The sequence below is a fragment of the Paraburkholderia sp. RCC_158 genome (assembly GCF_041355255.1).
Taxonomy (GTDB): domain Bacteria; phylum Pseudomonadota; class Gammaproteobacteria; order Burkholderiales; family Burkholderiaceae; genus Paraburkholderia; species Paraburkholderia graminis.
The window spans coordinates 553,782-580,160 of sequence record NZ_JBFUPM010000001.1; the positions used below are offsets into that span (position 1 = coordinate 553,782).

A 26,379-nucleotide genomic window follows, 5' to 3' on the forward strand; every position below is an offset into this window, starting at 1 on the left:
TTACTGCGGGCTTCAATTGCAACGCTTATTGCAAAGCCTATCGCAGCACTTTTCCGCCCGCCGCCACGGTCACTGAAATGATCAACACGCCATACACGATGGAGCGCACGCCCGCATCCGCGCCCACCGCATTGAGCGCCGCGTTCGTGAGAAAGAGGAACATGGACGCGCCCCATACGCCGACGATGGTCGCCTTGCCGCCCGTCACCAGCGTGCCGCCGATCACGACCACGGCAATCGAAATCAGCATGTACTCCACGCCCATGTCGAGCGACGCGCCGCCGGATATGGCCGCGAGCAGCAACGCGGTGAGCGACGCGATCATCGACGACAGCACATAAGCGAGGCACCGCGTGCGATGCACGTTGACTCCCGCGAGCCACGCGGCCCGCGCGTTCTGGCCGATCGCGGAAAGCCTGCGGCCATACACGGCGCGATGCAGCAACACCGCGAGCGCAATCGACAACGCAAGCGCGAGCAGCGCGATATACGGAATCTGCAAAACGCGGCCCGTCGCGAAAGCGCCGAGCGCGGGCGGTGGCGGCGGCAACTGGCGGCCTTGCGTGATCGCAATCGACTGAATGATGAAGCTCGACGACAGCGTCGCGATGATCGGCGGGATGCGCAAAAGGCGAATCAGCATGTAGTTGGCGACGCCGACAACGACGCCCACGCCCAGCACCGCGGCTACGCCCAACGCGATGTATCCGTTCGAGCTGCGCATCACATGCATGCCGATCACGCCGGCAAGCGCGATGGTCGACGGCACCGACAGGTCGATGTTGCCGACGCCCGATGTGATGACGAGCATCTGCCCGAGACCGACGAGCACCATGAAGACGCCATAGGTCAGCGCCGTCTGCGCGACATTGCTTGCGATGCCGAAGCCGAACACGCCGACAATGCCGAACCACACCAGCACCGTGCCGACGAACGACCAGGCCCACGGCGCCTGAATACTTTTGAGCCGCGCCCAGACGCTGTCCTGAGAAGCGATCGGCTCGCTGGAAATTTGCGTTTTCACCGGCGTTCTCCGCGTTGCAGCAGCACGCGCAACGACAACACGACGATCAGAATCGCTCCCTGCATGCCGACCTGCCAATCCGCCGAGATGTTGAGGAAAGCGAGAAACGACGCGGCAAGCGTCAGCGTGATCGCACCGAGCACCGCGCCGACTACCGACACGCGGCCGCCGATGAATTCACCGCCGCCGAGTATCACCGCCGCAATCGACAGCAACGTATAGCGCAGCGCGAGATTGGCGTCGGCGGAAGTCGTCAGGCCGAGCAGCGACAACCCCGATAGCACGCCGAACACGCCCGCGACGCCGTAGAGCGTCGCCTTGCTGCGCACGAGCGACCAGCCGAAGCGGCGCATCGCGCGCGGATTGCCGCCCGCGCCGCGAACCCGCACGCCCGCCGACGAGCGCATCAGCAGCAGGTGTCCGACGATCGCGATCAGCACCGACCACACGATCGGCGCGGCGATCAGCGGCGTCTGGTAGCCCATTGCCGTGCCGAGCCACTCGGGACTCGTGCCGCCAGGCGACGGCAGCAGCACGATGGCGAGCCCGCTCCATACGAACGAAAGACCAAGCGTTACGACGATGGACGGAATCTGCCGCAACTCGATCAGCGCGCCGACGGCCGCATACGCGAGCACGCAACCGGCTAACGCCAGCGCGCCAAGCCACGGTTGCTTCACCAGCAGCGTTGCACCGATGCACGCGACAAGACTCACGAACGGCCCAATCGACAGATCCAGATCGTTGACGGTGATGATCGCGAGCTGCGCGAGCGTCGCCAGCACGATCGGCACGGCGAGATTCAGCAGCAGGCTGGAGCCGAAGTAGCTCATCACGGTCGGCTGCATGATGGCGATCGGCACCAGCACCGCGACCAGCGAAATGGCGGGAAGCATCGCGCGCAAACGCGCCTGCGTATTAGCGAATGTCATGCTGCCTGATCCTCGAAGCTCGCCGCGAGCAGCGCCTCTTCCGTGCATTCGTCGGCGTGAAGCACGCGCGTAACGGCGGCGGAGCGGAACACGTAAGTGCGATCGCAGTGCGAGAGTTCTTCGTTTTCCGTGGTGTACCAGATGAAGGTGCGGCCCTTCGCGGCTTCTTCGTGTACGAGTTGATAGATGTCGCGCTTGGTGCCGACATCGACGCCGCGCGTGGGATCGTCCATCAGAATGAGTTCGGCGTCGCAGGCAAGCGCGCGCGCGAACAGAACCTTCTGCTGATTGCCGCCCGAGAGCGAAAGAATGCCTGCGTTCATCGACGCGCCCCGTATGCCGATCTTCGCGCGCCATGCTTCGACGAGTTCGCGCGCCGCGGCGAAATCGACGAGACCGCGCTTGCGTTTTGCGCCGCCGAGCAGCCAGCGCAGATCGAGATTCTGCGCGATCGACCAGACGGGAAACACGCCGTCGCGTCCGCGATCGCCCGCAACGAATGCGACCTTCGCGCGCGCCGCGCCGTGACGTGTCGCGGCATCGTAGATGGATAGCAGCGCTTCGGTTTGACCTTGTCCCGCGAGTCCCGCGAAGCCGACGATCTCGCCGCGCGACGCTTCGATTGCCGTGTGCTTCTTCACGCCGACATTCCAGCGAAAATGCGCTTGATCGCTGCGCGCATTACGCGCGCGCGCCGCGGCCGGCGACTTGTCGGCTTCGAGATGCTGGCCCATCGCCTCAATGATCGACGCGCGGCTCGACTGCGCGCGCGGCAGCACGCCGACGATGCCGCCGTCGCGCATCACCATCACGCGGTCCGCCACGCGCTCTATTTCGCCGAGCATGTGCGTGATGAGCAGACACGTAATGCCGCGCTCGGCAGCCGCGCGCCGCACGAAGGCGAGCAACTGCTCGGCGGTATGAGCGTCGAGCGAGGAAGTCGGCTCATCCAGAATCACGAGACGCACGGGCGTATCAGTGACCGTGAAAGCGCGCGCGATCTCCACCATCTGCTGCTGCGTGAGCGTGAGATCGGAGACGAGTTCGCCGCCCTTCAGGCCGTGATCCGGAAAAATTTCGTCGAGCTTCTCGCGCATCAGCGCGGTGGCCTTGCGTCGCCAACCGCGTCCATGCAAATGCGGATGCACGACGGTCATGTTCTCGGCCACGGTCAGATTCGCGCACAACGAGAGTTCCTGAAACACGCAGCGCACGCCCGCATTTCTGGCGGCATTCGCGTCGTAATGCGGCGCGTCGTGGCCGTCCACTTCGATGCGGCCTTGCGTCGGCGCGTACACGCCCGCGAGCACCGACATCAGCGTCGATTTGCCCGCGCCGTTGTGGCCGGCAATGCCGACACATTCACCGGGCAGGAACGCGAAGTCGATGTCCGTGAGAGCGCGGACCCGCCCGAACGTCTTGCCGATGCCTTCGAAGCGGATCAGCGCGCGGCTGTCCTCCTGGCTGGATGTTGCGCCCATTCACCTGTCTCCGTGGGTGGCGTCTTCGTGCGCTTACTTCTTGTCGAGCAGAGCCACGGTTTGCGGCAACGTATAGGTCACATCGGCGATGCCGCCAGGCGGAATCGCGGCGAGCTTCGCGGGCAACTCCTGTTGCGAGATGGCGAGCAGCGGCACGTTGATCGTGACTTCTTTCGGGATCTTCTTGCCCGCGAGCACTTGCTGCGCGACCCAGAATGCAAAGCTCACCGCGCCCGGCGGATTGGACAGCGAGCGCGACTGATAGCCGGCCTTCGCCTGTTCGCTCCACCATTGAAGCTCGGGATACGTGCTGCCGATAATCATCGGAGGCGCGGGCCGGTTGGCCGCCTTGAACGCCTGCGCGATGCCGAACGACATCTCGCCCTCGGTCGCGACGCCGTCCACTTGCGGCAGCGTCGGAAGAATGCCCGCGACGGCTTTCTGCGCGACGGACTGCGTCCAGTCGCCGTTGACCGATCCGACGAGCTTCATGCCCGGATGCTTCCTGAGCCCTTCGAGCACGCCTTCGTGCATGAGGTTATCGACTGAAATTCCGGCGACGCCGCGCACTTCGAGAATGTTGCCCTTGCCGTTGAGCCGCGTCGCCAGATAGTCGACGCCCTGCTCGGCCCAGCCCTTGAAATCGAAGTTCACGCGATACGCGCAAGGCTCGTCGACGACGCCGTCGAACGAAACGACAACGACGCCTGCCGCGCACGCCTTCTTGATCGTGCCGTTGAGCGCAGTGGGCGACACGGCGTCGATCACGATCGCGTTATAGCCCTGCAAGATGAGATTCTGGATTTGCTGCGCCTGCTCTGTCACCTGGTTTTCGGCGGTGGTGAAGGCCGGCGCGGCGGCGACTTTCTTGTCGGCGACCGCCTGCTGCGAGACGGCGTTCCAGCTTTTGAGCATCGACTGCCGCCACGCGTTGCCCGCGAAGCTGTTCGACAGCGCGATCTTTTTCTGCGATGTATCGCCGGTTGCGACCTGCGCCTGCGCGACGCCTCCCAACACGCACGCAACCACGGCAGTCGCGATCTTGACCTGCATTCCTTTACGGAACATCTTGTCGTCTCCTTTCATTCTGCTTGTCGGAGGCGCGACTCGACTTTGTCTACAGCACGCCTCTTGCGAACACGGCCGCTTGTGCGCGGCCGCTATACATTTCGGACAGTCTGCTTCGAACCCGTTCTGCGGTCAGGCCAATCACGGTGGCCAGGCCACCGGATCGCCGAGGCAGTATAACGACTGCGTTCGGCGCGTGCAATTCGATTTCCGTTACCGGTAACGGAATTGGCCGTCGGTATAAATGGCCACGTGGCGAAACGGCACATCGGCGCGCCGGACACCATTGCTCATCGTCCCTGTGTCGTACTCGCCGGAACGGTACGCGCTGCGGCCAGACTCTGCCGACGCAGTGCTTCTGTCGTTTCGCCGGCGCCGTCAGCGCGCCAGCCGGGCGGCAGAATCACGTAGCAAATCGCGGCCCAGACGCTGCCCGCCGACGCGACATCGCGTGCAAGACTCACCCAGTGCTCGAATTCGACGACGAGCGGATTGCGTGAGCGCGTCGGTGTCGTGAGACCGTAGCGGCACGGTTCATCGGCGCGTTCTTCGACATAGGTGCCGAACAGGCGATCGAATATGACGAGCACGCCGCCAAAGTTTGCATCGAGATAATCGACGTTCGATGCGTGGTGCACGCGATGCGCCGACGGCGTATTGAACACGTATTCGAGCCAGCCGAGTTTCGGCGTCCAGGTGTTATGCAGCCAGAACTGATAGAGCAGATTGAAGCTCAGCGTCGCGAGCACGATTTCGGGGCGTACGCCGAGCCAGACGAGCGGCGTGAAGAAGATTGCGGAGCCGGTCAGTTTGCCGGTCAAGCCGAGGCGATAGGCGGACGAAAGCGTCAACTGGTTCGGCGAGTGGTGAACCGCGTGCGTCGCCCAGAAAAAGCGGATGCGGTGCGACGCGCGGTGATACCAGTAGTAGCAGAACTCCTGTCCGATAAAGAGCACGAACAGCATCAGCGCGCTGTTGAGCGTGACCGTAAAGAGGCGGTGATCCCAGGCAAGGGCGAATATCGGCGTCGCGAGCGAAAGCGGCAGCAGCGCGAGCAGCTTGCGGCCGGCCACATCGGCGAGCGAAATCCATACTTCATACCAGTCGAAGGGCGAGGCGCTGTTTCTCTGTGCGCGGGTGAGCACGCATGCCTCGATCAGCGAGACGCCAATGATGAACACGGTAACGAAAAGCGCGATTTTTCCAGTAGTCGACATGATGGGCAGATAACGGTTGAGCTGGGACGCGTCGTCTGCGGGCAAAGCCGCTATCGCGTCGGGTGAAGCTAATGTAGTGGGCTGCCCGGCCGAAGACCACGCGTAAACCATGTCGCCAGATGTCACGAAATCGCGGCCGCGACGGCGAATCGGGCCATGCGGCCCGGCTGCCGGCGGCCCGCCGCGGGGGTGTAACACCGCGACATCTTTTACCGGGCGATTATTTCGCGAGGTCCTCTTATAGTTCGTTCCGCTGCCACGCCGCAGTGCGTGACTAACCGAACCGGGAAGGACACCTCATGAAACTCCGTTACCTCGCCGCAGCCAGCGCTGCGATGCTCATCGCGATCAGCACCATCAGCACGCCCGCCTTCGCCGGATGGTCGGGTCATGGCACCGCCTACACGCCGCACGGCACTTACAACGGCGCACACTACGGCTCCTGTGGAGGCGGCAGTTGCACGCACGCCGGCGGCGTCGAGAATCCTTATGGCGGCATCGCCACCAACACCGGCACGGTCAACCGCACCGCACCCGGCCAGTTCTCGAATTCGGGAACGGCGACGGGCCCCAACGGACGTCAGGTGCAGCACTCGGGCGACACGAGCTGCGCAGGCGGCACATGCGACCACACCGGCGCGCTGCACGGCTCGGACGGCCACAGCGCCACGACTTCGGGCAGCGTGACACGCAACGCGCCGGGTCAGTATTCGTCGTCGGGCACGGTTACCGGCGCGAACGGCAATACGACCAGTCACACGGCATCGACGGACTGCGCCGGTTCAACCTGCAATCGTTCGGGGACGGTGACGGGCTCCGATGGCGGAACCGTCAACCATTCAGGCAGCGCGACACGCGTGGCGCCCGGCGTGGTGACGACAGGCAGCGGCACGACGGTCGTGCACGGCGGCACGGTGACCACAGGCGGCACGGTTACGACTGTCGGCGCGACGGTTGCCGTGGGCAGCGTACCGGTTGTCGTGGCGCCTCCGCCGGTCGTGGTGGCGCCGCCGCCGGTCGTGGTCGCGCCTGCGCCTGTGGTCGTCGCGCCTCCGCCCGCTTATGTGCCACCGCCGCCGGTCGTCTACGTGCCGCCGCCTGCACCGAAGACTGTCTACGTCGCGCCGCCCGCACCCAAGGTCGTCTACGTTGCGCCCCCGCCGCCGAAGGTCGTCTACGTTGCGCCGCCCCCGCCGCATGTCGTATTCATCGCGCCGCAGGCCCACACGCTGTATGTCGCGCCGCGTCCTGTGTATGTCGCGCCCGCGCCGCATCCCGCGGTGCTGGTGCCGGGCCACTGGGTCGGGCGCTTCTGGGTGCCGGCGCACTGGGCGTAACAGCAAACGTGAGATCGATGAATCAACCCTGCCGGCCATAAGCGTCGGCGAAACCACGGAGTAGATGATGAAAAAGATGATCGCAGTGCTTCTCTTGTGTATTGTTTCTGCAGTGGCTTCGGCTCAAAGCGCACTGCCACCCGCGGATGCCCCGCGCGGCGAGCGTGCGATGCAGCAATTGCAGGCCCGCTTTGCCCGAGCCAACACGACGGGCGACGGCAAGCTGACGCGCGAACAGGCGACAGCCGGCATGCCGATGGTCGCGAAACACTTCGACGAAATCGACACGCAGCACGCCGGTTATGTCACGCTGCCGCAAATCGAGGCGCTCATGCAGCAGAAAGCAATGGCACGCTGAAAGGCAACGAGGCTGGGAGACGCGTCATGGATCAGGCGAACAGGATCATCGTGCTGGACGACGAAGCCGAGTTGCGCAACATGCTGCAACGGTTTCTGACCGGGCACGGGTTCCATGTGCGCGTCGTCGCCGACGGCAAGCAGCTCGACCGCTACCTGCAGCGCGAACCGTACGACCTGCTCGTGCTCGACCTGATGATGGAACCGGAAGACGGGCTGACGATATGCCGGCGGCTGCGCGCCGAAGGACAGACGCTGCCCATCCTCATGCTGACCGCGAAAGGCGATCCCGTCGACCGCGTGGTCGGCCTCGAAACCGGCGCCGACGACTACCTCGCGAAACCGTTTCTCCCCGATGAACTGGTTGCGCGAATCCGCGCTCTGCTGCGTCGCCAGAAAATGGCCGCGGGCGTACCGACCGTGACTTCACAAACGCTGCGCTTCGGCGAATACCAGTTCGACGTCGGCAAGCAAACGCTGCTGCATCGTGGCGAGCCGGTCGACGTGCACTCCGCGCAGATGTTGCTGCTGCACGCGCTCGGGTCGTCGCCGAACCGGCCGGTGAGCCGCGAGAATCTGCTGGCGCGGGCGCGCGGCCGCGACCACGACGCGCTCGATCGCAGCATCGACGTGCAGATTTTGCGGCTGCGTCAGATCGTCGAAGACGATCCGTCGAAACCGCGCTTCATCAAGACCGTGTGGGGTGTCGGCTATATGCTCGTTGCAGGCATCGACTCGTGAGCATCGCAACGCGTTCAAAGCGGCGCAGCAGATGGCTGCCGCGTTCGCTGCTGACGCGCAATATCGTTCTGCTGGTAGCGCTCGTCGCACTGACGCAGGCGTGCTCGTTCGCGGTGCTGCTGCATTTCGTGCAGCGTCCGCGCATCGACCGCGCCGCGATCATCTTCGCCGATTACGTCAAGACGCTCGACGGCGTGCTCGCCGCGATGCCGCCCGACCAGGGCCGCGCCGCGGCCGCGCGCCTCGGTGCGCAGACAGCGGCGCCCGAACCCGATGGCGTCAAAGCGCAGCGCAGCCTGCCGCGCCTGTTCGGCACATGGCAACGCGATGTCTTCCTTCGCGCGCTGCAGCACCATCTGCCGCCGGACATGCCGGTGCGCTGGCAAACTGGCAACGGCGGCGACGGCGAGCGCCTGTGGATTCGCGTGCACGTCGCCGGCGCGCCAAGCTGGATCGCGCTGCCGATGACAGAAGACGCGCAGGCGAGCGGCATCACCACGACGCTGATACTTTCCGTGGGCCTCGCGTTGCTGGCCGCGCTGACGGGTTATCTGATCCAGTTGCACATCAACCGGCCGCTCAAAGATCTCGCTCGCGCCGCGCGGCACGTGAGCGCGGGCGAAGCGCCCGTCGTGCTGCCAACCGACGGTCCGACGGAAATCGCCCAGGTCAGCGGCGCGTTCAACCAGATGACCGAGGCATTGCAGCAGGCCGAAGCAACGCGCGCGCTGATGCTCGCGGGCGTATCGCACGACATCCGCACGCCGCTCACCAAGCTGCGTCTCGCGATGGCGATGGCGATTCCGCGCGGCGCCGACGACACGTTCGTCGCATCGGCGGAAAGCTATCTCGACCACATCGACACGATTCTCCAGCAGTTCATGGACTACGCCGGCAGCGGCGAACGCGAGCCGCCGCGGCAGGGCGATCTCAACGCGCTCATCGGTCAGCTCGCCGCGGATTTTGCGGGGCTCGGGCACGAGTTCGAACTGTCGCTCGGCGAAGTCCCCGGGTTCGCGTACCGGCCCGTGAGCCTCATGCGGCTTTTGATGAATCTGATGCACAACGCGATTGCGTATGGACGTACGGGCCTCGCCGTGCGCACATGGACCGAAGGCGATGCTGCGTGTGTCGCCGTCTGCGATCGCGGCAGCGGAATCGACGCCGCAGAAATGGAAAAACTCAAGACGCCGTTCAGCCGCGGCACGAACGCACGGACGCATTCGGGCGGCACAGGTCTCGGGCTTGCGATCGTCGAGCGCATCGCGCGTCTGCACGGCGGCTCGCTGCAGTTTCGTGCGCGTGAAGGCGGCGGCCTCGAGGCGCTCGTCACGTTGCCGCTGAACCGGCATTCTTCATAAGCAACGCGGGCCTACTCCGGCCCCGCGCGAACGATCCTGGCGAACGGTCCTGGCGACATCGCGCGACACAATTGCTGAATGGTGTGCGGAGCCGCTTCCTCCCATACTCACGTCTACGTGCTGCGGCACACCTCCCGACATTACCGGCGCCACGGTGCCACGACAGGATCGATATGCATACCTCACTCAAATCATTCGTTGGCAACGCTAAACGTGTAGCTGGCTCCGCACTCGTCGCAGGGGCGCTGCTTCTGACCGGCTGCGCTTCGGGCATCGCCGCCACGACGCAGACCAGCGCCGTCCCGCATGTTCGCGCCGACGTCATCTACGTGTATTCGTTCGGCGCCACGCCCGACCAGGTGAAATCGGACAGCGGCGGCATCGCGCAGAAACTCGGAGCGGCGATGACGGGCGAATCGTCGGAGCAAAAGCAGCTTCAGACCGCGAGCGATACTCGTGAACAGGTCGCCGACGAAATCGTGCGCGAACTGCAAACGCTCGGACTGCGCGCGGTGCGCGTGGACGGTCCTGCACCGATGAACGAAAACGCGCTCGTCGTCGAAGGCAACTTCCAGACGATCGACGAAGGCAAGCGCCGCCGTCGCGTGCTGATCGGGCTTGGCGCCGGCAAGAGCGAAGTGAGCGCGTCGATCCAGATCCTGTACAAGCCCGCCGCCGGCACGCCGATCGAACTGCAAAGCTTTTCCGCCAACGCCGATAGCGGTCACATGCCCGGCATCGCGGAAACCGCTGGCGTCGGCGCCGCTGCTGCGCATGTTGCAACCGCAGCAGCGACAGGCACGGCGCTGCATGGCGCGTCGGAGGCGAAACAGGGCGGCATGAGCGGCGACGCGAAAAAGCTCGGCGATTCGATCGCGAAGCAGATAGCGGCGGTAAGCACGGCCAACGGATGGATGTCGGCCACACATATCGACTGAGAGCAGTCTCCTACAACCGCGCCACCGCATCCCGCAACGCCGTCCTCAACCCTTCCTCGACGACCGGATGATAGAAAGGCATCCCGAGCATATCGTCGACCGTGACCTTCATTTGCAAGCTCCACGCGAGCAGATGACCGATGTGTTCCGCGGCCGGGCCGAACCATTCCGCGCCGACAAAGCGCCGCGTCGCGCGATCGATGTACACCCTCGCCCGTCCGTGATTCTTCAGCATGACGCGGCTGCGCCCCTGGTCTTCGAAGCTCACTTCGCCCGCCACGAAACTATCCGGCGCGAGATCGCGATGCCGTGCCCCGACCATCGCGATCTGCGGATCGGAGAAAACGATGGCGAGCGGCGCGCGCCTCACCAGCGGCACGACATCGGGATGAAGCGCGGCATTGCGTCCGGCGGCGCGGCCTTCGTCGGCGGCTTCGTGCAGGAGCGGCAGAATCCCGTTCGCGTCGCCGGCAATGAAGACCGGATGGGCGCCCACTTGCAGCGTGTCGCGGTCGAAGCGCGGCACGCCGTGCGCATCCAGTTCGAGCGATGTGTTTTCGAGGCCGAGTTGCGCAACGTTCGGGCGTCGGCCGGTCGCTGCGAGCACGTACTCATAGGTGTCCTCGACATAGCTTCCGTCGGCGCGCGCATAGCGAATCCGCACGCCGCCTTCGACCGCCGTCGCGGCTTCGAGCGTACCCTGCGGCTCGAAGTGGAACGCTGCGGCAAACGTCGCGCGCGCTTCCGCCACGATCACGGGGTCCGTCAGCGGACCCACGCCGCCGCGCGCGCCGAACACGCTCACCTTCACACCGAGGCGAGCCAGCGCCTGACCGAGTTCCAGACCGATCACGCCCGGGCCCACCACGGCCACGCTGCGCGGCAGCGTCTGCCATGCAAACACATCGTCGTTCACGATGACGCGCTCGCCGACGCCACGAAGAATCTCGGGGATGACAGGCGTCGAACCCGTCGCGATCACCACGCTCGCCGCATGCACGAGCGTATCGCTGCCGACCTGCAACAGCCGGTCGTCGATGAAGCGCACGTGGCCGATCAGCCGGTCCGCCTCCGGCAACGCGTGGACGCCGTCCACGACGAAGCCGACGAAGCGGTCGCGCTCGCTGCGCACGCGCTGCATGACCGCCTTGCCGTCTATCCGCACTCCATCGACACGAACGCCAAACGGCTCGGCGTGGTTCGCGGCATGCGCGGCTTCCGCCGCCGCGATCAGCAGCTTCGACGGCATGCACCCCACTCGCGCACACGTCGTGCCGTATTCACCGCCTTCGATGATCACGGCCTTGCGGCCTTCGGCTTTCGCGCTGCGGTAAGCCGACAGCCCGGCCGTGCCTGCGCCGATTACGGCGACGTCTGTATGAATGGTGCGCATGACAGTCTCTCCTGTCGAAACTTGAGTGCCGCAGTTGCGGGTTACTTGACTGCGGGGAAGTCGATCGTCGTATCGTTCACGCGATTCACGAGATTCGTGAACGTAATCGACGCGATGGCCAGGTTGATTTCGATGATCTGGCGGTCCGTGTAGCCGGCCGCGCGCACTGCATCGAGAGCCGCCTCGGGCACCGTGCCTCGCGTACCGACCAGCGTTTGCACAAACGTCACCAGCGCGTCGCGCTTCGCGTCGCCGGTTGCAACGCCGGCTCGCACCTGCTTCATGTCGTCGCTCGACAGACCGGCCAGCTTGCCCTTCAACGTATGCGCGGCCACACAGTAGTCACAACCCACGTGCTCGCTGACGGCCAGCTTGATGACTTCGATGTCCGCCTTGCCGAGCGTGCCGGCATCCACGGCTGCGTCGAATGCGAGCGCCGCGCTGAGCGCTTCGGGGCTGTGCGTGCCGATGGTCGCGTAGGCGTTGGGCACTTTGCCGACGGCCTTCTTGATCTTCGCGAACACTTCGGCGGCTGCGCCAGTTGCTTCTTCGGGGCGAATGGTGGTCAGACGGGACATGATTGACTCCTTCCTTCAGGTTGGCGGTTGAAACTGCTTAGCCATGTCGTATGGCATGGGAGTCAGTGTAGGGGTGCGCGGCGAGTTCTTTAATGCCATACTTTCGCAACTTCATGCTCAAACGTCTCATATGGAACTGCTCGACCGATTGCTCTCGCTGATGCCGGTGACCGGACGGCTCGATGTGCGCTGCCACTTCGGCTCGCCGTGGCGCCTCGACCATCCCCAATCGAACGAGTGGGAGTTTCCGTATCACGTGCTGTTGCGCGGCGAGGCTGTCATCGAAAGCGCTGCCGGAACGAAAGGCGAACCGGCGCTGCGCATGAAAGCCGGCGACATCGTGCTGTTTCCATCGGGCATCGCTCATACGTTGCACGACGGCAGCGGCAGTCCGCCGCGACCGGCGCGCGAGCAGCAGAAGGACGGATTGACCATCGTCACGAACGGCAAAGTACGCGAAGGCGCCGATGTGCTGTGCGGGCGCTTCGTGCTGCCGGCCGTGCCGCAGCAACTGATGCGCGACCATCTGCCGGGCCGTTTGCTGGTGAGCAGCGTGAACGCGGACACGGGCGACGGAGCGGCGCGCGACGCTGCGTTCGCCGCAAGCCGGCTTGCACGAGTCATCGAATTAATGCGTGAGGAAGCGTTCGAGCAGCGGCCGGGCAGCGCGACGGTCGTGAATCAGCTTTCCGGCGCTTTGTTTGCGCTGACCTTGCGTTGCGCGTCCACTACCGACGAAGCGCCGCGCGGCCTGCTTGCGCTTGCGCAGCGTCAGCGCCTGCAACCGGCTCTCGCGGCCATGTTCGACGAACCGGGGAAGCCGTGGACGCTGCCGACGCTCGCCGAACTCTGTCACATGTCGCGCGCTACGTTCGCCCGTCATTTCGACGAAGCGATTGGCCGTTCGGCGAGCGACGTGCTCACGGACATCCGCATGGCGATCGCCGGACGCAAACTGGCGCAAACGGGTATGTCCGTCGCCGAGATCGGTGAGGCGGTGGGGTATCAATCGGAAGCCGCATTTCAGCGCGTTTTCAAACGGCAGATCGGCATGACGCCAGCGAAGTGGCGTGCGCGTTCGTCGCGAAACGAGGTCGGAGAAGCAAGTCTGTAAAGCAGGTCTGTAAAGCAAGCGAATCCGCATATCGCAAGTGCCTGGCGCAGTATTTGCATTCTGTCGCACCTGCACGACCCCGGCAGAACGACCGGGGCCCGACCAGGAGGAGACAATGCGCGATGACATGTATCACGCCGCAACCCCAATCGCCACGCGCGAGGCTTGCTGGCTTACGCCGTCGATTCAGAAGTCCCATGAACGCTCGGAGGTATTCGGTCTGAGCGAGTCCATGCGCCCGGATTACGACGTGCTGCCCGCCGGCGAACTCGCAATGAAGCTCGAGCAGAACCGCATCCTCTGCGCGCACGCCACGCCGGTGATGGAAACGCTGCATGAGCAGATTGTGAACACTCAGAGCATGATCGTGCTGACCGACGCCGAAGGTCTGATCCTTCATTCCATCGGCGACGACGACTTTCTGCGGCGCGCCGAGAAAGTCGCACTGCGGCCGGGCGCGAACTGGGCGGAGAGCCGGCAAGGCACCAATGCAATCGGCACGGCGCTGGCTGAACGCAGTGCGACTGTCGTGCATGGCGAGCAGCACTATCTCGCCGCGAACCGGTTTCTGACCTGTTCGAGCGTGCCGATTCTCGATCCGTATGGCGATCTCATCGGCGTGCTCGACGTCACGGGCGACCATCGCAGCTATCACCAGCACACCATGGCGCTTGCGAAAATGTCCGTGCAGATGATCGAGAATCATCTGTTCGCCAACACGTTCCGCGAGACCTTGCAGATCGCCTTTCATGGCCGCCCCGAGTTCCTCGGCACGTTGATGGAAGGCATCGCCGCGTTCACCTGCGACGGCCGCTTTCTGTCCGCGAATCGCAGCGCGCAATTCCAGCTCGGGCTGCCGCTTGCAGGGTTGCGCGCGCATACGCTGTCGTCGCTGTTCGGGCTCACGAGCGCGCAGTTGATCGACCGCCTGCGCATGCATCGCGACCGGCATCTGTCGCTGAACCTGAGCAACGGCGCGGTGGTCTGCGCCAATGTGCAATTCCGCCGCACGACGCTCGCCGACGAGCCCGCTCGCTTTCATACGTCGAACGAAGCGGCGGCGGGCAAGCGCAGCGAGCCATGCGCGCCGCCCGCGAATCCGCTATCGACGCTGAGCCAGCTCGACACCGGCGATCCGCGGATCGCGGCGGTCATCACGAAGGTGCGCAAGGTGATCGGCAAGAACATCCCGATCCTGATCACCGGCGAGACGGGCACCGGCAAGGAACTGCTCGCGCAGGCCATCCACAACGATTCGCCCCGGCGCGCGGCGCCTTTCGTTGCGGTGAACTGCGCGTCGATACCGGAGACGTTGATCGAGTCGGAACTGTTCGGCTATGAAGAAGGCGCGTTCACCGGCGCGCGCCGCAAAGGCGCCGTCGGCAAACTGCTGCAAGCCAACGGCGGCACGCTTTTTCTCGATGAAATCGGCGACATGCCGTACCCGTTGCAAGTGCGCCTGTTACGCGTGCTGCAGGAGCGTCTCGTGAACCCGCTCGGCTCCGCCAAGTCGGTTCCCGTCGATGTCGCGATCATTTGCGCGACCCATCGCGATCTGCGCGAAATGATCGCGCAGAGCCGCTTTCGCGAGGATCTGTACTACCGGCTCAATGGACTGGTCGTCAAATTGCCGCCGCTGCGCGAACGCACCGATTTGTCGGCGGTGATCAAGAAGATGCTCGATTGCGCGTCGGCCGAGAACGCCGGCGACCAGCCGCTCAGCATCGCCGGCGACGTGATGACGCTCTTCGAGCAATGCGCGTGGCCCGGCAACTTTCGCCAGCTCGGCAATCTGCTGCGCACCGCGGCCGTGATGGTGGATGCCGACGGCGAGATTCGCCGCGAGCATCTGCCTGACGACTTCTTCGACGATCTGCGCGCCGCGCGGCCATCGTCCACGCATGCAGCAGATGCGTTGCCGCTGCCCAGCGGGCGTCTGCACGACGTCGCCGCGAGCGTGATCGCGAATGCGCTCGCGCAGCATGGCGGCAACGTGTCGGCGGCGGCTCGCACGCTCGGCATCTCGCGCAATACGATCTATCGCAAGCTGCCGGCGCATGGCGCGAACAATGGCGAAGACGCCGCGTGAATCGCGCGCATTGCACTGCTCCGTTGTGCAACACGAGTGTGCTGGAATTGAACAGCGCGCGGGCATCGGCGGCTTGCTCGCGCTTTACGTGGGCTGCAAGCACACATCGATACGTTCGGCATGGACCTTGCGTTTGAGCACGGGACCGCTTCACCGATGCGGTTTTTTAATCAAACGTCCTATCCAAGGAGACAGCCATGCAGTGGACTACCCCCGCCTACACCGATCTGCGTTTCGGTTTCGAAGTCACGATGTATATCGCCACACGCTGAAGCAAGCATGAAGCGCCGCCGCGCGCGTCACCGAACATGTCGCGCGCGGCGGCCTGTCACAACGGACAACAAAGGCGTGCCTCGTATGACCGCTCAGAATATTGAACGCTGCATCGGTCCGAGGCCGAATTTGCGCCCGCACTTTCGCCTGCACCGGGAAGTCGCCGAAGACGGCTATGTGCTGCTCTCGCCGCAAGGCGTCATCAGATTGAATCCGAGCGCAGGCGAAATTTTGAGCCGCTGCGACGGCAAGCGCGAACTCGATGACATCATCGGCGAGCTCGAGGCTATGTTCAACGCGTCGGATCTCGCCACGGACGTTTACCGTTTCATCGAACATGCGCGGCAGCGCGGCTGGGTGGAGTGATTTGCGGTTGCGTGCCGAATGGCGTTATTGACGCACACGCATGAAGCGCCCGGCGTTTCTCCGTTGCTCGGAAGAACCGCCGGGCGCTTTCTTTCGTTGCCGAAGTTTGCGCTTGCGCGTTGGCTTTTCAGCGCTTCACGACGCTATTGCGAAGTGCCTGCACTGAGCGAGCTACCCGCGTTCAACGGTTTCGACGACGCCCTCGCGCTCTCATCCGTCAACTTCGTCTTCCCGGCGCTGTAGCCGTTCGAATACAGCAGAAACGCCATGATGTCCGCGTAATCCTGCGGCTTCATCTTGCCCGGACGGTCCGCCGGCATGTTGTTCGCCATGTATCCATACACACCGCCGATGGTCAGCTTCGCATTCGAGGTCGGCGCGAACGACGGGCCGCGCAACGCCGGCGCATTCAGTCCTTGCAACTCGGGACCGTGGCACTTCGCGCACGCGCTCGAGTACAGCGTCTTGCCATGCGCGACCTGCGCGCGATCGAAAGCCGGCGCGTCCGCGGGCACGGCTGCATCGACCTTGATGAAATGGCCGCGCTCGATCTCACGGCCGCCGGCTCGCATGATCGGCGATTTAACATCGGCACGCCGAGGACCGTCGCGATAGAGAAACGCCGCTGCGTCGGGCGCACTCGCCTGCGTCATGCGCGGCAACGTCCAGCCGCGCGTCAGCGCGGCGAGCCTGCCGTCGGACTCCATCTTGCGCAACGCGGCGTCGATACGCGGCTGCAACGCCGCACCGTTTTTGCCGAACGCAAATACCAGGTGCCAGTCCGCATACGCCGAAGCGGCTTGCGCGATATGAAAGCTCCGCCCAGGATGCGTGTTCGTATAAGCGACGACAGCCGGATACCAGACGATCGCGCGCTGCGCATGTCCGCTTGCGACGGCATCGACGGTAAGCTCGGCCGTGTTCTGCAGATCGAGCTTCACATTGGGCTGTTGCACGGCGATCAACTGCGCGGGGCTCGCATAAGTGGCCGCGACGATTTCCGCGCCGCCCGCATGCGCCGCGGATTCCTGCATCGTCACGCTCACGTAACCCGAGCGCAGATAGGCACGCGAGAAAACGAGCTTGCTGCCGGAGCCGTCCGCGATATCCGAGCGCGGGAAGCCGGCGATCGCATCGCACCTGCGCGCGAGCGCCTTGTCGAGTTCCTTCAGCGATACGCCGTCGTCGTCGCTGCTCGCGAAGCCGCCTGGCGTGAGCGTAAAGGCGATGCCCGCGGTGCGAAACGCTTCGCGCGTCACGGCCTCGTCGAGTGCCGTCGACGGACTGCCTGGAAACGTGCAGACGCGCACGCCCGCGCTCGCGTGGCCGGGCATCAGAGCGCCGCTCGCGAGCAATGCGCCGGCGAGTGCGAAAGAGTTGAGTCGAGTCTTCATGGTCTTGCTTCCAGAAAGAAGCGGCGCCGCCGCAGCCAGGTTGCTCGAGCGAATGTGCATCGGGCAGGACCGGCGCCGGCGCCGCGTGGGCATCAGCCGCGGTTGAGTGCGAACACGTAGAGCGTGCCGCCGCGCGGAACCTTCTCCGCGGCCTTCGCCATCGGTCCGCCCCAGATCGGATTGGCCCCGCCGTAGCCGGCGAGAATCGCCACGTACTCCTTGCCGTCGACTTCGAATACCGACGGTTGCGCCACAATGCCGCTCGCCAGTTTCGGGCTTTTCCAGAGCACTTTTCCGGTCGCCGTGTCGAATGCGTACAGATGGCCGTCGAGCGAACCGCTAAACGCGAGACCGCCCGCGGTCGTCGCGACGCCGCCGTTCCACGGCAGCTTGCTCCAGAAACTCCACAGCTTCTTGCCGGTGCCGACGTCGATAGCCTGCAGTTCGCCGTAGCCCTTGCTGCCAGGCTCCGGCTTGATCTCGAAGCCTTCGCCGAGGTACGGCAGTCCTTCCATGTAGGTGACCGACTTGCCGGACAGCGACATGCATGCATGCAGCGCGGGAACGATCGCTATGTGCTTGTCCGGGTCGTACGAAACCGACCACCAGTTCTTGCCGCCGAGAAAGCTCGGGCACGTTTCGATCGTCGTGCCGGTCTTCGGATATTTCGCCGGGTCCTGAATCGGCGCGCCGTCCGCTGTATAGCCGGTCACGGAGGTGGCCTTGACGAAGGGCTTCGCGTAGATCAGCTTGCCCGTCGACCGGTCGATTGCGTGAAAGTAGCCGTTGCGGTCGGCATGGATGATCGCGTCGTAGTCCTTGTCCTGATACTTGATATTGGCAAGCACCGGCGTGTTGACGCCGTCATAGTCCCAGGTATCGTGTTTCGTGTACTGGTAATGCCATTTGAGATCGCCGGTCTTCGGATCGAGCGCGAGCAGCGAATCCGAATACAGGTTGTCGCCCGGCCGCAGATCCGCGAGCCAAGGTCCGGGATTGCCGACGCCCCAGTACAGCGTTTTCGATGCCGCGTCATACGTGCCCGTCAGCCAGGCCGGCGCGCCGCCGTGCTCCTGCATGCCGTCGGGCCATGTGTTCCCACCCTTCTCGCCGGCCGCGGGCACGGTGAAGCGCTTCCACAGCACGTTGCCGTTGTCGGGATTCAACGCCGCGATAAAGCCGCGCGCGCCATATTCGCCGCCCGCGCTGCCGACCACCAGCGCGCCGTCGAGCGCGAGTGGCGCAAGCGAAAACGCGTAGCCGACTCCGGGCTCGAACATCGCCTTGCGCCATGCCGGCGATCCCGTTTGCGCATCGAGCGCGACGACCTCGCCGTTGAGCATCGCCACATACACGTTCTTGCCATAGAGCGCGACGCCGCGATTGATCACGTCGCAGCAGGCGGTCTTGAACGATTCGGCGCTGAGCTTCGGTTCGAACTTCCACAGTTGCTTGCCGCTTGCCGCGTCGAACGCATAGACGTTGTCTTTCGGCGTGGTCACGAAGAGATAACGGCCGTTGACGATCGGCGTCGCTTCGAAACCCTGTTGCAGTTCGGCCGGAAACTTGTAGCTCCAGACCTGCTTCAACTGCTTCACATTCGACGTGTCGATCTGCTTGAGCGGCGAGTGCGCCTGGCCGTTGTAGGTGCGGTAGTACGTGAGCCAGCCGGGATCGCTTTGCGCGGCGGTGAGCCGTTCGTAGGTGACGGCTGGATAATCGTCGGCCACCGCCGCCGTTGCGCATGACAAACCGACGGCCGCGGCGACGCTTATCGCAAGCGCTCCTCGCCGCATCGTCCGAATCGAACGTGCTTTCATCCTTGTCTCCTGGTGTCGACCCGAGCTTGAGTAAAGCGCTGCTCCGGTCACACATCACATGCTTGCTGTTGAGTTATCGATGCGAAGCCGGACGGCGACGCCATCGTCTGGGGAACGCAGTCTGGCTGCGAACCGTTCGAGGCAAGTCGCATGCCATTGCGGCATGGTTCCGGCGCAACACGCGCGGGGCTAAGGAGAGGAGGAAAGCAGGACCGATCCGCGCGCTGGGTCAACGTGATAAGGGTTGTTGCACGTTGAAGCAGTCCATCGCCGATGTGTTGCTAAAAAAGACAGCGGGCGTTGGGTCGGAAGTGCGGGGAGCGCCGCCGCGCTTACGGCGCGAATCGCGTGAACACGTAGTCGCGATCCTTGACCTTCGCCGCGTGACACGCGAAGCAGGTCTGGTGTTGTGCGGCATCGACCGGCTGGCCGTTGACGAAGCGCCCGAAACCCCAACCGCCCGTCGATGCATAACGGCGCGAGTCCTTCACCATCACCTGGACCGTGGTGGGCGGTCCGGGAATCGTCGCGGTCGCGAACTCGGGCGACTGCTTGCGCTTGTATGCGAGCTTGACCAGGATCGTGCCGTCGGGATACGGCAGCGTCGAGTTCTCGATCGCCTTGATCGCCGCGGGATTGCCGAGCACGACGCGCAGCTCGTCGAGCGGCGCGGCCTCTTCGGCCGGCGCGATCATCTGCCACTTGCGGTAGCCGTCGGGAATCGTCACCCCGTAGATCGGCGACGGCGCCGACTTCGCGGGCCCCGCCAGCGCGTGTTCCGCGACTGCGCCGAGCAAGAGCGCCGCGCTCAGCGCAACGTATGCGGTCCGTACTTTTCGCATCTGCATCGTCATGTGCCTGTCTCCGCTTCGTCCGCTTCGTCCGCTTAAAAACGGGCGACGTCGATGACGGCGTCGGCGAAGGCTTTCGGCGCTTCCTGCGGCAGGTTATGCCCAGTGCCGCCGCCGACATTGCGATGCGCGTACTTGCCGGTGAACTTCTTCGCGTAGGCCGACGGCTCGGGATGCGGCGCGCCGTTGGCGTCGCCTTCCATCGTGATGGTCGGCACGGAGATAGTCGGCCCCTTCGCGAGACGTTTCTCCAGATCGTCGTATTGCGGTTCGCCCTGCGCGAGTCCGAGACGCCAGCGGTAGTTGTGAATCACGATCGCGACGTGATCCGGATTGACGAACGAAGCCGCCGAGCGCTCGAACGTCGCGTCGTCGAAATTCCATTTGGGCGACGCGGTATGCCAGATCAGCTTGTTGAAGTCGTGACGGTTTGCGTCGTAGCCCGCTGCGCCGCGCTCGGTCGCGAAGTAGAACTGATACCACCACGCGAGTTCCGCTTTCGGCGGCAACGGCGCCTTGTTGGCTTCCTGGCTGCCGATCAGATAACCGCTCACCGACACCATCGCCTTGCAGCGTTCCGGCCACAGCGCCGCAATGATGTTCACCGTGCGCGCGCCCCAATCGAAGCCGCCGAAAATGGCCTTGTCGATCTTCAGCGCGTCCATCAGATTGATGATGTCGAGAGCGATGACGGCCTGCTGCCCGTTACGCGGCGTATCTGCCGAGAGAATGCGCGTCGAGCCGTAGCCGCGCAGATACGGCACGATCACCCGATAGCCGGCGGCGGCCAGCAGCGGCGCGACTTCGACGTAGCTATAGATGTCGTACGGCCAGCCGTGCAACAGGATCACGACGGGACCGTTTTGCGGACCCGCTTCTGCATAACCGATGTTCAGCGTGCTCGCGTTGATCTGCCGAAGGTTCTCGAACGAGGTCGCGCCCGCGCCCGCCTTCGCGCCAGTGGACTGCGCATGCGCGAGTCCGCTCAAACCAAGTTCCATCAGGCTGATGCCCGCGACGGTCGTACCGAGCAGACGACGACGCCGGTTATTAATCTGTTCAGTCATGGCTATTTCCTTTTCTTTTGAATGAAAACTTGCGAGAGCCTGCGCGTTGCCAGTCCGGCCGGCGTGGAAGTATTAGACGCCTTCAAAGTATCCGCCGTATGTCCACGACGCACGCCAGTGCAACGTTATGTGTCGCCCGGTTGTGTAGATACATTGGGATACAAAACGGACATGGCATTCGATCCGGCAAAAGCTGAGTAGCAGCGAACGCAGAAATTTGTTTCTCAATGTGTATGAAGTCCAAAGCGATACACAGCCTTGCAATAGCCCCTTCCCGCGACACAAGCCAGATACCTCCCCCGGTTCTAATGCATTCCAACGACGGACTCTGATCGACGCAGCACGGCAAGCCTCACTGCCGATAGCGGCTCGCAGATGCCCGTACGGATGCTTTCCATTTGAACTGTTCCAGGAGAACGACATGAAAGTCTCGATCATCGCTTTGGCCTTTACTGCTTTCGCCGCTTCGGCAATGACTGTTTCCGCTTATGCAGCGAATCCGGCGGTCAACTCCGCCACCGCAAACGCCGGCAGCTACGACGCGCAGCAAGCAACTCAGTGGGCGCCGGTTCAGCCCGCAACGACAGCGAAGACGCGCGCCGAAGTTCGTCAGGAACTGGTGCGCGCCCAGAAGGACGGCCAGCTCTCGGCACTCAGCAAGATCTATCAGGGTAGCTAAGTTTTCTTCATTCAATCTTGGAGGTTTCATCATGATCAAGCGTCTTGTCATCGCCGCAGTTCTTTCCGCCAGCGCCGCGATCGCCGCGCCCGTTTTCGCCAGCAGCGGCTACGGCCCTGCGCCCCACTACGATCCGCTGATCGGCGCACCGTCGTCGCAACGCGGCCAGAGTGCTGAGACCGTGCGCGCTGAACAAACCGCTCTGATGGCGAGCGCGGACATCGACGCGCAATCGTACGGCGGCATGCACGACACGACTTCGCAGGCCGGCTCGCGTTCGGCACCGCACGCATCGAACATCTCCATCGCGCCGTATGCACATCATTGAATGCGAGTCGACTGATCGATAACTTGCCGGCTCGCCGCGATGAGCGCGCCGGTTTCTCATAGCGTCAGGAAATAAAAATATGTCTTCAACACCGTTTTCTCCCGCTCGACGTCACGTGCTGGCCGCCTCCGTTGCAGTCGGCGCGATGGGGCTGATTCCCGGCTCGGTGTTCGCCGCCGCGGGCGACAGCAAGATCCGTCCGTTCAAAGTCAACGTGCCGGAAGCCGACCTCGTCGATCTGCGCCGGCGCATCGCGGCCACGCGCTGGCCTGGCAAAGAAACCGTCGCCGATGAATCGCAAGGCGTGCGGCTCGCCAGAATGCAGACGCTCGCGAAGTACTGGGGCACCGATTACGACTGGCGCAAAGGCGAAGCGAAACTGAACGCGCTGCCGATGTTCATGACTGAAATCGACGGGCTCGATATCCAGTTCATCCACGTACGTTCGCGCCACAAAAATGCGTTGCCGCTCATCATGACGCACGGCTGGCCTGGCTCGATCTTCGAGCTGATCAAGGCCATCGGGCCGCTCACCGATCCGACCGCGTATGGCGGCAGCGCTGACGACGCGTTTCACGTCGTCGTTCCTTCGCTGCCCGGTTTTGGCTTCTCCGAACAACCGAAGAAGACCGGCTGGGGATCGGATCACATTGCGCGTGCATGGGGTGAACTGATGGCGCGGCTCGGCTACACGCGCTTCGTTTCGCAAGGCGGCGATTGCGGATCGGTGATCTCGCACCGCATGGCGATGCAGAAGGTCAAAGGGCTGATCGGTATTCACGTCAACATGCCGGCGACCGTGCCGCCGGACATCGCGACGCTGCTCACGCTGGGCGAACCCGCGCCGGCCAATCTGTCGCCGAAAGAGAAAGCGGCGTATGACTCGCTGAATGTTTTCTATCGCGACAATTGCGGCTATGCGCAGATGATGGTGACGCGGCCGCAGACCGTCGGCTACGCACTCGCGGATTCGCCTGTCGGCCAGGCCGCATGGATGTACGACAAGATTTCGCAATGGACGTATAGCGGCGGCGTGCCGGAACGCTCGCTCACGCGCGACGGAATTCTCGACGACATCTCGCTCTACTGGCTGACCGACAGCGCGACGTCCGCTGCACAAATCTACTGGGAAGATCATTCGAACAACTTCAACGCGGTCGATATCTCGTTGCCTGCGGCGGTGACGGTCTTTCCTGGAGAGATCTATCAGGCGCCGCGTAGCTGGACCGAGCGCGCCTATCACAATCTGATCTATTTCAACGAAGTCGATAAAGGAGGCCACTTCGCCGCGTGGGAACAGCCGCAACTCTTCGCGACTGAGGTTCGCGCTGCGTTCCGCAGTCTGCGTTAGGCGGCGCGTGAGTCACGGCGACTGCATTGCGCGTGCATTGCGCGCACATTGCGCGGTCGCCGTGACGTTTGCATGCCACCAAGGAACGGTGCGAGTTCACGCCGCGAGAGGCAGCGTCAATCTCGCTTCGAGTCCGCCGCTATGGCGATTTTCCAGTTGCAGTTCGCCCTGCATCGCGAGTGTCAGGCGCCGAGCGATTGCGAGTCCCAGGCCCGATCCCGGCGCACGCGCTGCCGTCTGCGGCGCACGATACCAGGGCGCGAATACCGCTTCCATTTCGGCCGGCACAATGCCCGGCCCCGAATCGACGACCGCGACCACCACGCGATGCGCATCGACGCGCACGCACAGGCGCACGTCGTTGCCATAGCGCAATCCGTTGTCGATCAGATTGACGAGCACACGGCGCAGCGCGTGCGGACACGTCACGACCGGATGGCCGACCTCGCCTTCGAGTTCGACGGAGCGGCCCATGTCCTTGTAGTTATCGACGAGCGCGCCAAGCAGTCCGTCCGCATCGAAGCGCCGCAGCGGAGCGCCGGCGCAGCATTGCATCCGCGCACAAGCGAGACTCGCTTCGACCAGTTCGTTCATCTCGGCGATGTCACGCTCTATTGCGCTGCGCAACTCTCCTTCGTCGACTCTCTCGCAACGCAGCGCCATGCGGGTCAGCGGCGTGCGCAGATCGTGTGCATAGGCCGCCAGCACGTCGAGCAGTTCGGCGACGCGCTCGGCCTCGCAGCGCTGCGCACCGTTGATCGCACGCGCGAGCCGCGCGACCGTGGGCGGCCCGAACTCCGGCAAACTTTGTGGCAAGGTGCCCGTGCTGCTGCGTTGCTCGATCGCGGCGGCAAGCCGCGCGATGCTCGAACGTTGCTCGTAAGCATGCACCGCCAAAGCCGCCGCGAGCAGCGCGAAGCCCGTTGCGAGCAGCCAGAGAAGCGGCAGCAGATAGCCGCCGGCGCGGTACGGCTGTGCGTAGAGCATCGCTGCATGGGCCGCGGGCATGCTTATCGCTATGAATACGGCAAGCACGCGAGCCGTCCAGAGCAATAAACGTCTTGCCGCGCGAGTTCGGATTTTCAGCAGGGAGTTGGGCGAGACTTCACGCGACACGGTCCAATGGATGAAGGTCATCTTCGTTCTCCTGGCACCGCCACGTCGGACGGCTTGGCAGAATAAGATCATGCGGGGCGGGGTTCGCACCATCAGACATGGGGTCGTCTACCCCCTACTAAGGTTTGCCCTCGTCATGCGGCGGTGTACTTTCGGTTAGCCGTGCCCGAGCGCGCGAGGCCGCTGGCGGCGGCCCGCACGGAAGGGATCATCGTCGGTAACGACAACGAGTTGTTCGGGCGCCCCGACATGCGGGCGCCCGAACAACTCATTAAGCTGACGTTTGTATGTGCACGGCCTGCAAGCCCGCCTGCTGCTATTGCGCCGCTTTCGCTGCCGCGATGATCGTGTCGGCGACCAGCTTGGGCTGGCTGACCATTACGACGTGGCTCGCATTAGCCATCGTGACGTGCGCGCCGATGTTCTTCGCCATCGCCTGTTGCAGATGCGGGTCGATCATGCGGTCCTGCCCGGTCACCACGAAATACGACGGCTTGTCGTGCCACGCCGCTTTCGTGACCTTCTCGCCGATACATGCGGAAGCCCACGGACCTTGCGTGGCCGCGATCACACGGCGTTGCGGCAAAGGCAGGTCCTGCGCGAAATCCTCGAGTACGGCTTTCGTCGATAGCGTCAGATAGCCGGCCGAGTCTTTCTGCAACTCGCCGGCCCACACGGGCGCCGGCTTTCCTTTGGTGATGTCGTCGATGGACTGACCGCTGTCCGGCGCGAACGCGGCGACATAGACGAGGTTTTTGACCTTCTCTTCGTTGCCTGCTTCACTGATGACCACGCCTGCCCACGAATGGCCGACCAGCACCACAGGTCCGTCCTGCTGATCGATCACGCGTTTGGTCGCAGCGACGTCGTCGGCCAGCGAGCTGAGCGGATTTTGCACGGCGACCACGTGCGCCCCTCGCGCTTCGAGTAGCGAAATCACTTTGTCCCAACTGGAACCGTCGGCGAACGCACCGTGCACGAGCACGACGTTCTTGCCCTTCAGGTCCTGCGGCGGCGCGGCGTGCGAAGCCTGCAGCGCGAACAGGCCGCCGAGCAACAGCGCGGCACCGGCGAATTTCTTGAGAAGTCTTGTCATTTGTTTTTCCGACGAGAGAGTTGACGACGCGCGCTTTACGCCCGGTTAAGCGCGCCGTCGCGTGAATCACGAATGCGCGTAGATCGGGCCGAGACCGACCACGTCTTGCTGCGAAGTCGACACGTGGCTCACCGACGAGTGCGAACCCGCCGCCGAACGGCTTTGCTCGACGCCGCCATATGCAGCGGATGCCGAGCCGTTCTGGGCGGCAATGCGGGCTTCGGCCGCTTCGATGTTGCTCGGATATTGCGTGTTGTCGCTGGCCGGGTTGTAGCCGGCCTTCTGCAACTGGACGAGTTCCGCGCGCACATCGGCACGCGTCAACGCGTGAGTCGATTGAGCGAACGAGACGGCAGGAACGGCAACGAGTGCTGCAACGAGAAGGGATTGAACGAGTTTCATGAGCTT

At 63.9% G+C, this 26,379-nt stretch carries 26 protein-coding genes; 12 read left to right on the forward strand and 14 right to left on the reverse strand.

Going from position 1 to position 26,379, the window contains the following annotated elements; genetic code table 11:
- Positions 1–37 precede the first annotated feature (37 nt).
- The 5 genes from AB6809_RS02435 to AB6809_RS02455 form a co-directional block, all read right to left on the reverse strand.
- Positions 38–1,024 carry an ABC transporter permease gene (locus AB6809_RS02435; RefSeq protein ID WP_029966911.1) on the reverse strand — a complete coding sequence of 329 codons (987 nt, stop codon included), beginning with the start codon at positions 1,022–1,024 and terminating at the stop codon, positions 38–40.
- The gene (locus AB6809_RS02440) at positions 1,021–1,956 is read right to left on the reverse strand and encodes an ABC transporter permease (protein WP_006049697.1); all 936 of its coding nucleotides are present in this window, start codon (positions 1,954–1,956) and stop codon (positions 1,021–1,023) included. The genes AB6809_RS02435 and AB6809_RS02440 overlap by 4 nt, the downstream gene beginning before the upstream one ends.
- Positions 1,953–3,437 (reverse strand): sugar ABC transporter ATP-binding protein, encoded by a 1,485-nt coding sequence (locus AB6809_RS02445; RefSeq protein ID WP_029966913.1) that lies wholly within the window; start codon positions 3,435–3,437, stop codon positions 1,953–1,955. Before AB6809_RS02445 ends, AB6809_RS02440 begins: the two co-directional genes overlap by 4 nt.
- Positions 3,438–3,470: 33 nt before the next feature.
- Complete coding sequence (locus AB6809_RS02450; protein WP_029966915.1) at positions 3,471–4,505, reverse strand: substrate-binding domain-containing protein; 1,035 nt, start codon at positions 4,503–4,505, stop codon at positions 3,471–3,473.
- A gap of 290 nt (positions 4,506–4,795) precedes the next feature.
- Complete coding sequence (locus tag AB6809_RS02455; RefSeq protein WP_051153892.1) at positions 4,796–5,722, reverse strand: sterol desaturase family protein; 927 nt, start codon at positions 5,720–5,722, stop codon at positions 4,796–4,798.
- A 299-nt stretch (positions 5,723–6,021) separates the two neighbouring features.
- Between AB6809_RS02455 and AB6809_RS02460 the strand changes: the two genes are divergently transcribed.
- The 5 genes from AB6809_RS02460 (at position 6,022) to AB6809_RS02480 (ending at position 10,456) form a co-directional block, all read left to right on the forward strand.
- Entirely contained in the window at positions 6,022–7,059 is a 1,038-nt protein-coding gene (locus tag AB6809_RS02460) for a hypothetical protein (protein WP_029966917.1), read from the forward strand.
- Positions 7,060–7,126: 67 nt separating this feature from the next.
- Entirely contained in the window at positions 7,127–7,417 is a 291-nt protein-coding gene (locus AB6809_RS02465) for a hypothetical protein (RefSeq protein WP_029966918.1), read from the forward strand.
- A 26-nt stretch (positions 7,418–7,443) separates the two neighbouring features.
- On the forward strand, positions 7,444–8,157 hold the full coding sequence (locus AB6809_RS02470) for a response regulator (RefSeq protein ID WP_029966919.1): 714 nt from the start codon (positions 7,444–7,446) through the stop codon (positions 8,155–8,157).
- Positions 8,154–9,518 (forward strand): ATP-binding protein, encoded by a 1,365-nt coding sequence (locus tag AB6809_RS02475; RefSeq protein ID WP_051153894.1) that lies wholly within the window; start codon positions 8,154–8,156, stop codon positions 9,516–9,518. Before AB6809_RS02470 ends, AB6809_RS02475 begins: the two co-directional genes overlap by 4 nt.
- 173 nt (positions 9,519–9,691) lie before the next feature.
- Complete coding sequence (locus AB6809_RS02480) at positions 9,692–10,456, forward strand: DUF4410 domain-containing protein (RefSeq protein ID WP_029966921.1); 765 nt, start codon at positions 9,692–9,694, stop codon at positions 10,454–10,456.
- A 10-nt stretch (positions 10,457–10,466) separates the two neighbouring features.
- On the opposite strand, the gene AB6809_RS02485 is transcribed toward AB6809_RS02480, so the two are convergent.
- Positions 10,467–11,849, reverse strand: a complete 1,383-nt coding sequence (locus AB6809_RS02485) for a dihydrolipoyl dehydrogenase (protein WP_029966922.1) — start codon at positions 11,847–11,849, stop codon at positions 10,467–10,469.
- A gap of 41 nt (positions 11,850–11,890) precedes the next feature.
- A complete protein-coding gene (locus AB6809_RS02490) occupies positions 11,891–12,427 on the reverse strand; it encodes a carboxymuconolactone decarboxylase family protein (RefSeq protein WP_006049707.1) in 537 nt (178 codons plus the stop codon).
- A 130-nt stretch (positions 12,428–12,557) separates the two neighbouring features.
- On the opposite strand from AB6809_RS02490, the gene AB6809_RS02495 reads away from it, so the two are divergent.
- From AB6809_RS02495 to pqqD, 4 genes are all read left to right on the forward strand, one after another.
- On the forward strand, positions 12,558–13,541 hold the full coding sequence (locus AB6809_RS02495; protein WP_035569664.1) for an AraC family transcriptional regulator: 984 nt from the start codon (positions 12,558–12,560) through the stop codon (positions 13,539–13,541).
- A gap of 115 nt (positions 13,542–13,656) precedes the next feature.
- Positions 13,657–15,630, forward strand: coding sequence for a sigma-54-dependent Fis family transcriptional regulator (locus tag AB6809_RS02500; protein WP_029966925.1), 1,974 nt, complete (start codon positions 13,657–13,659; stop codon positions 15,628–15,630).
- A 197-nt stretch (positions 15,631–15,827) separates the two neighbouring features.
- The gene (pqqA, locus tag AB6809_RS02505; RefSeq protein WP_013341955.1) at positions 15,828–15,902 is read left to right on the forward strand and encodes a pyrroloquinoline quinone precursor peptide PqqA; all 75 of its coding nucleotides are present in this window, start codon (positions 15,828–15,830) and stop codon (positions 15,900–15,902) included.
- Positions 15,903–15,987: 85 nt separating this feature from the next.
- Positions 15,988–16,269, forward strand: coding sequence for a pyrroloquinoline quinone biosynthesis peptide chaperone PqqD (gene pqqD, locus AB6809_RS02510; RefSeq protein WP_029966926.1), 282 nt, complete (start codon positions 15,988–15,990; stop codon positions 16,267–16,269).
- Between the two features lie 143 nt (positions 16,270–16,412).
- Here the strand turns inward: pqqD and AB6809_RS02515 are convergent, their stop codons facing one another.
- The 4 genes from AB6809_RS02515 to AB6809_RS02530 form a co-directional block, all read right to left on the reverse strand.
- Positions 16,413–17,663, reverse strand: a complete 1,251-nt coding sequence (locus AB6809_RS02515; RefSeq protein ID WP_371025973.1) for a c-type cytochrome — start codon at positions 17,661–17,663, stop codon at positions 16,413–16,415.
- 92 nt (positions 17,664–17,755) lie between these two features.
- Positions 17,756–19,483, reverse strand: a complete 1,728-nt coding sequence (locus tag AB6809_RS02520) for a methanol/ethanol family PQQ-dependent dehydrogenase (protein ID WP_114157738.1) — start codon at positions 19,481–19,483, stop codon at positions 17,756–17,758.
- A 332-nt stretch (positions 19,484–19,815) separates the two neighbouring features.
- Positions 19,816–20,325, reverse strand: coding sequence for a cytochrome P460 family protein (locus AB6809_RS02525; RefSeq protein ID WP_053860799.1), 510 nt, complete (start codon positions 20,323–20,325; stop codon positions 19,816–19,818).
- Between the two features lie 44 nt (positions 20,326–20,369).
- On the reverse strand, positions 20,370–21,401 hold the full coding sequence (locus AB6809_RS02530) for an alpha/beta fold hydrolase (RefSeq protein WP_029966929.1): 1,032 nt from the start codon (positions 21,399–21,401) through the stop codon (positions 20,370–20,372).
- 421 nt (positions 21,402–21,822) lie between these two features.
- Between AB6809_RS02530 and AB6809_RS02535 the strand changes: the two genes are divergently transcribed.
- From AB6809_RS02535 to AB6809_RS02545, 3 genes are all read left to right on the forward strand, one after another.
- A complete protein-coding gene (locus tag AB6809_RS02535) occupies positions 21,823–22,080 on the forward strand; it encodes a DUF4148 domain-containing protein (RefSeq protein ID WP_029966930.1) in 258 nt (85 codons plus the stop codon).
- 31 nt (positions 22,081–22,111) lie between these two features.
- Complete coding sequence (locus AB6809_RS02540; protein WP_029966932.1) at positions 22,112–22,408, forward strand: hypothetical protein; 297 nt, start codon at positions 22,112–22,114, stop codon at positions 22,406–22,408.
- Positions 22,409–22,487: 79 nt separating this feature from the next.
- Positions 22,488–23,759 carry an epoxide hydrolase family protein gene (locus tag AB6809_RS02545; RefSeq protein ID WP_029966934.1) on the forward strand — a complete coding sequence of 424 codons (1,272 nt, stop codon included), beginning with the start codon at positions 22,488–22,490 and terminating at the stop codon, positions 23,757–23,759.
- Between the two features lie 96 nt (positions 23,760–23,855).
- On the opposite strand, the gene AB6809_RS02550 is transcribed toward AB6809_RS02545, so the two are convergent.
- The 3 genes from AB6809_RS02550 to AB6809_RS02560 form a co-directional block, all read right to left on the reverse strand.
- Entirely contained in the window at positions 23,856–24,896 is a 1,041-nt protein-coding gene (locus AB6809_RS02550; protein WP_029966935.1) for a sensor histidine kinase KdpD, read from the reverse strand.
- A gap of 295 nt (positions 24,897–25,191) precedes the next feature.
- Complete coding sequence (locus AB6809_RS02555) at positions 25,192–25,971, reverse strand: alpha/beta fold hydrolase (RefSeq protein ID WP_029966937.1); 780 nt, start codon at positions 25,969–25,971, stop codon at positions 25,192–25,194.
- Positions 25,972–26,037: 66 nt separating this feature from the next.
- Positions 26,038–26,373, reverse strand: coding sequence for a DUF4148 domain-containing protein (locus tag AB6809_RS02560; RefSeq protein WP_029966938.1), 336 nt, complete (start codon positions 26,371–26,373; stop codon positions 26,038–26,040).
- Between the last annotated feature and the right edge of the window lie 6 nt (positions 26,374–26,379).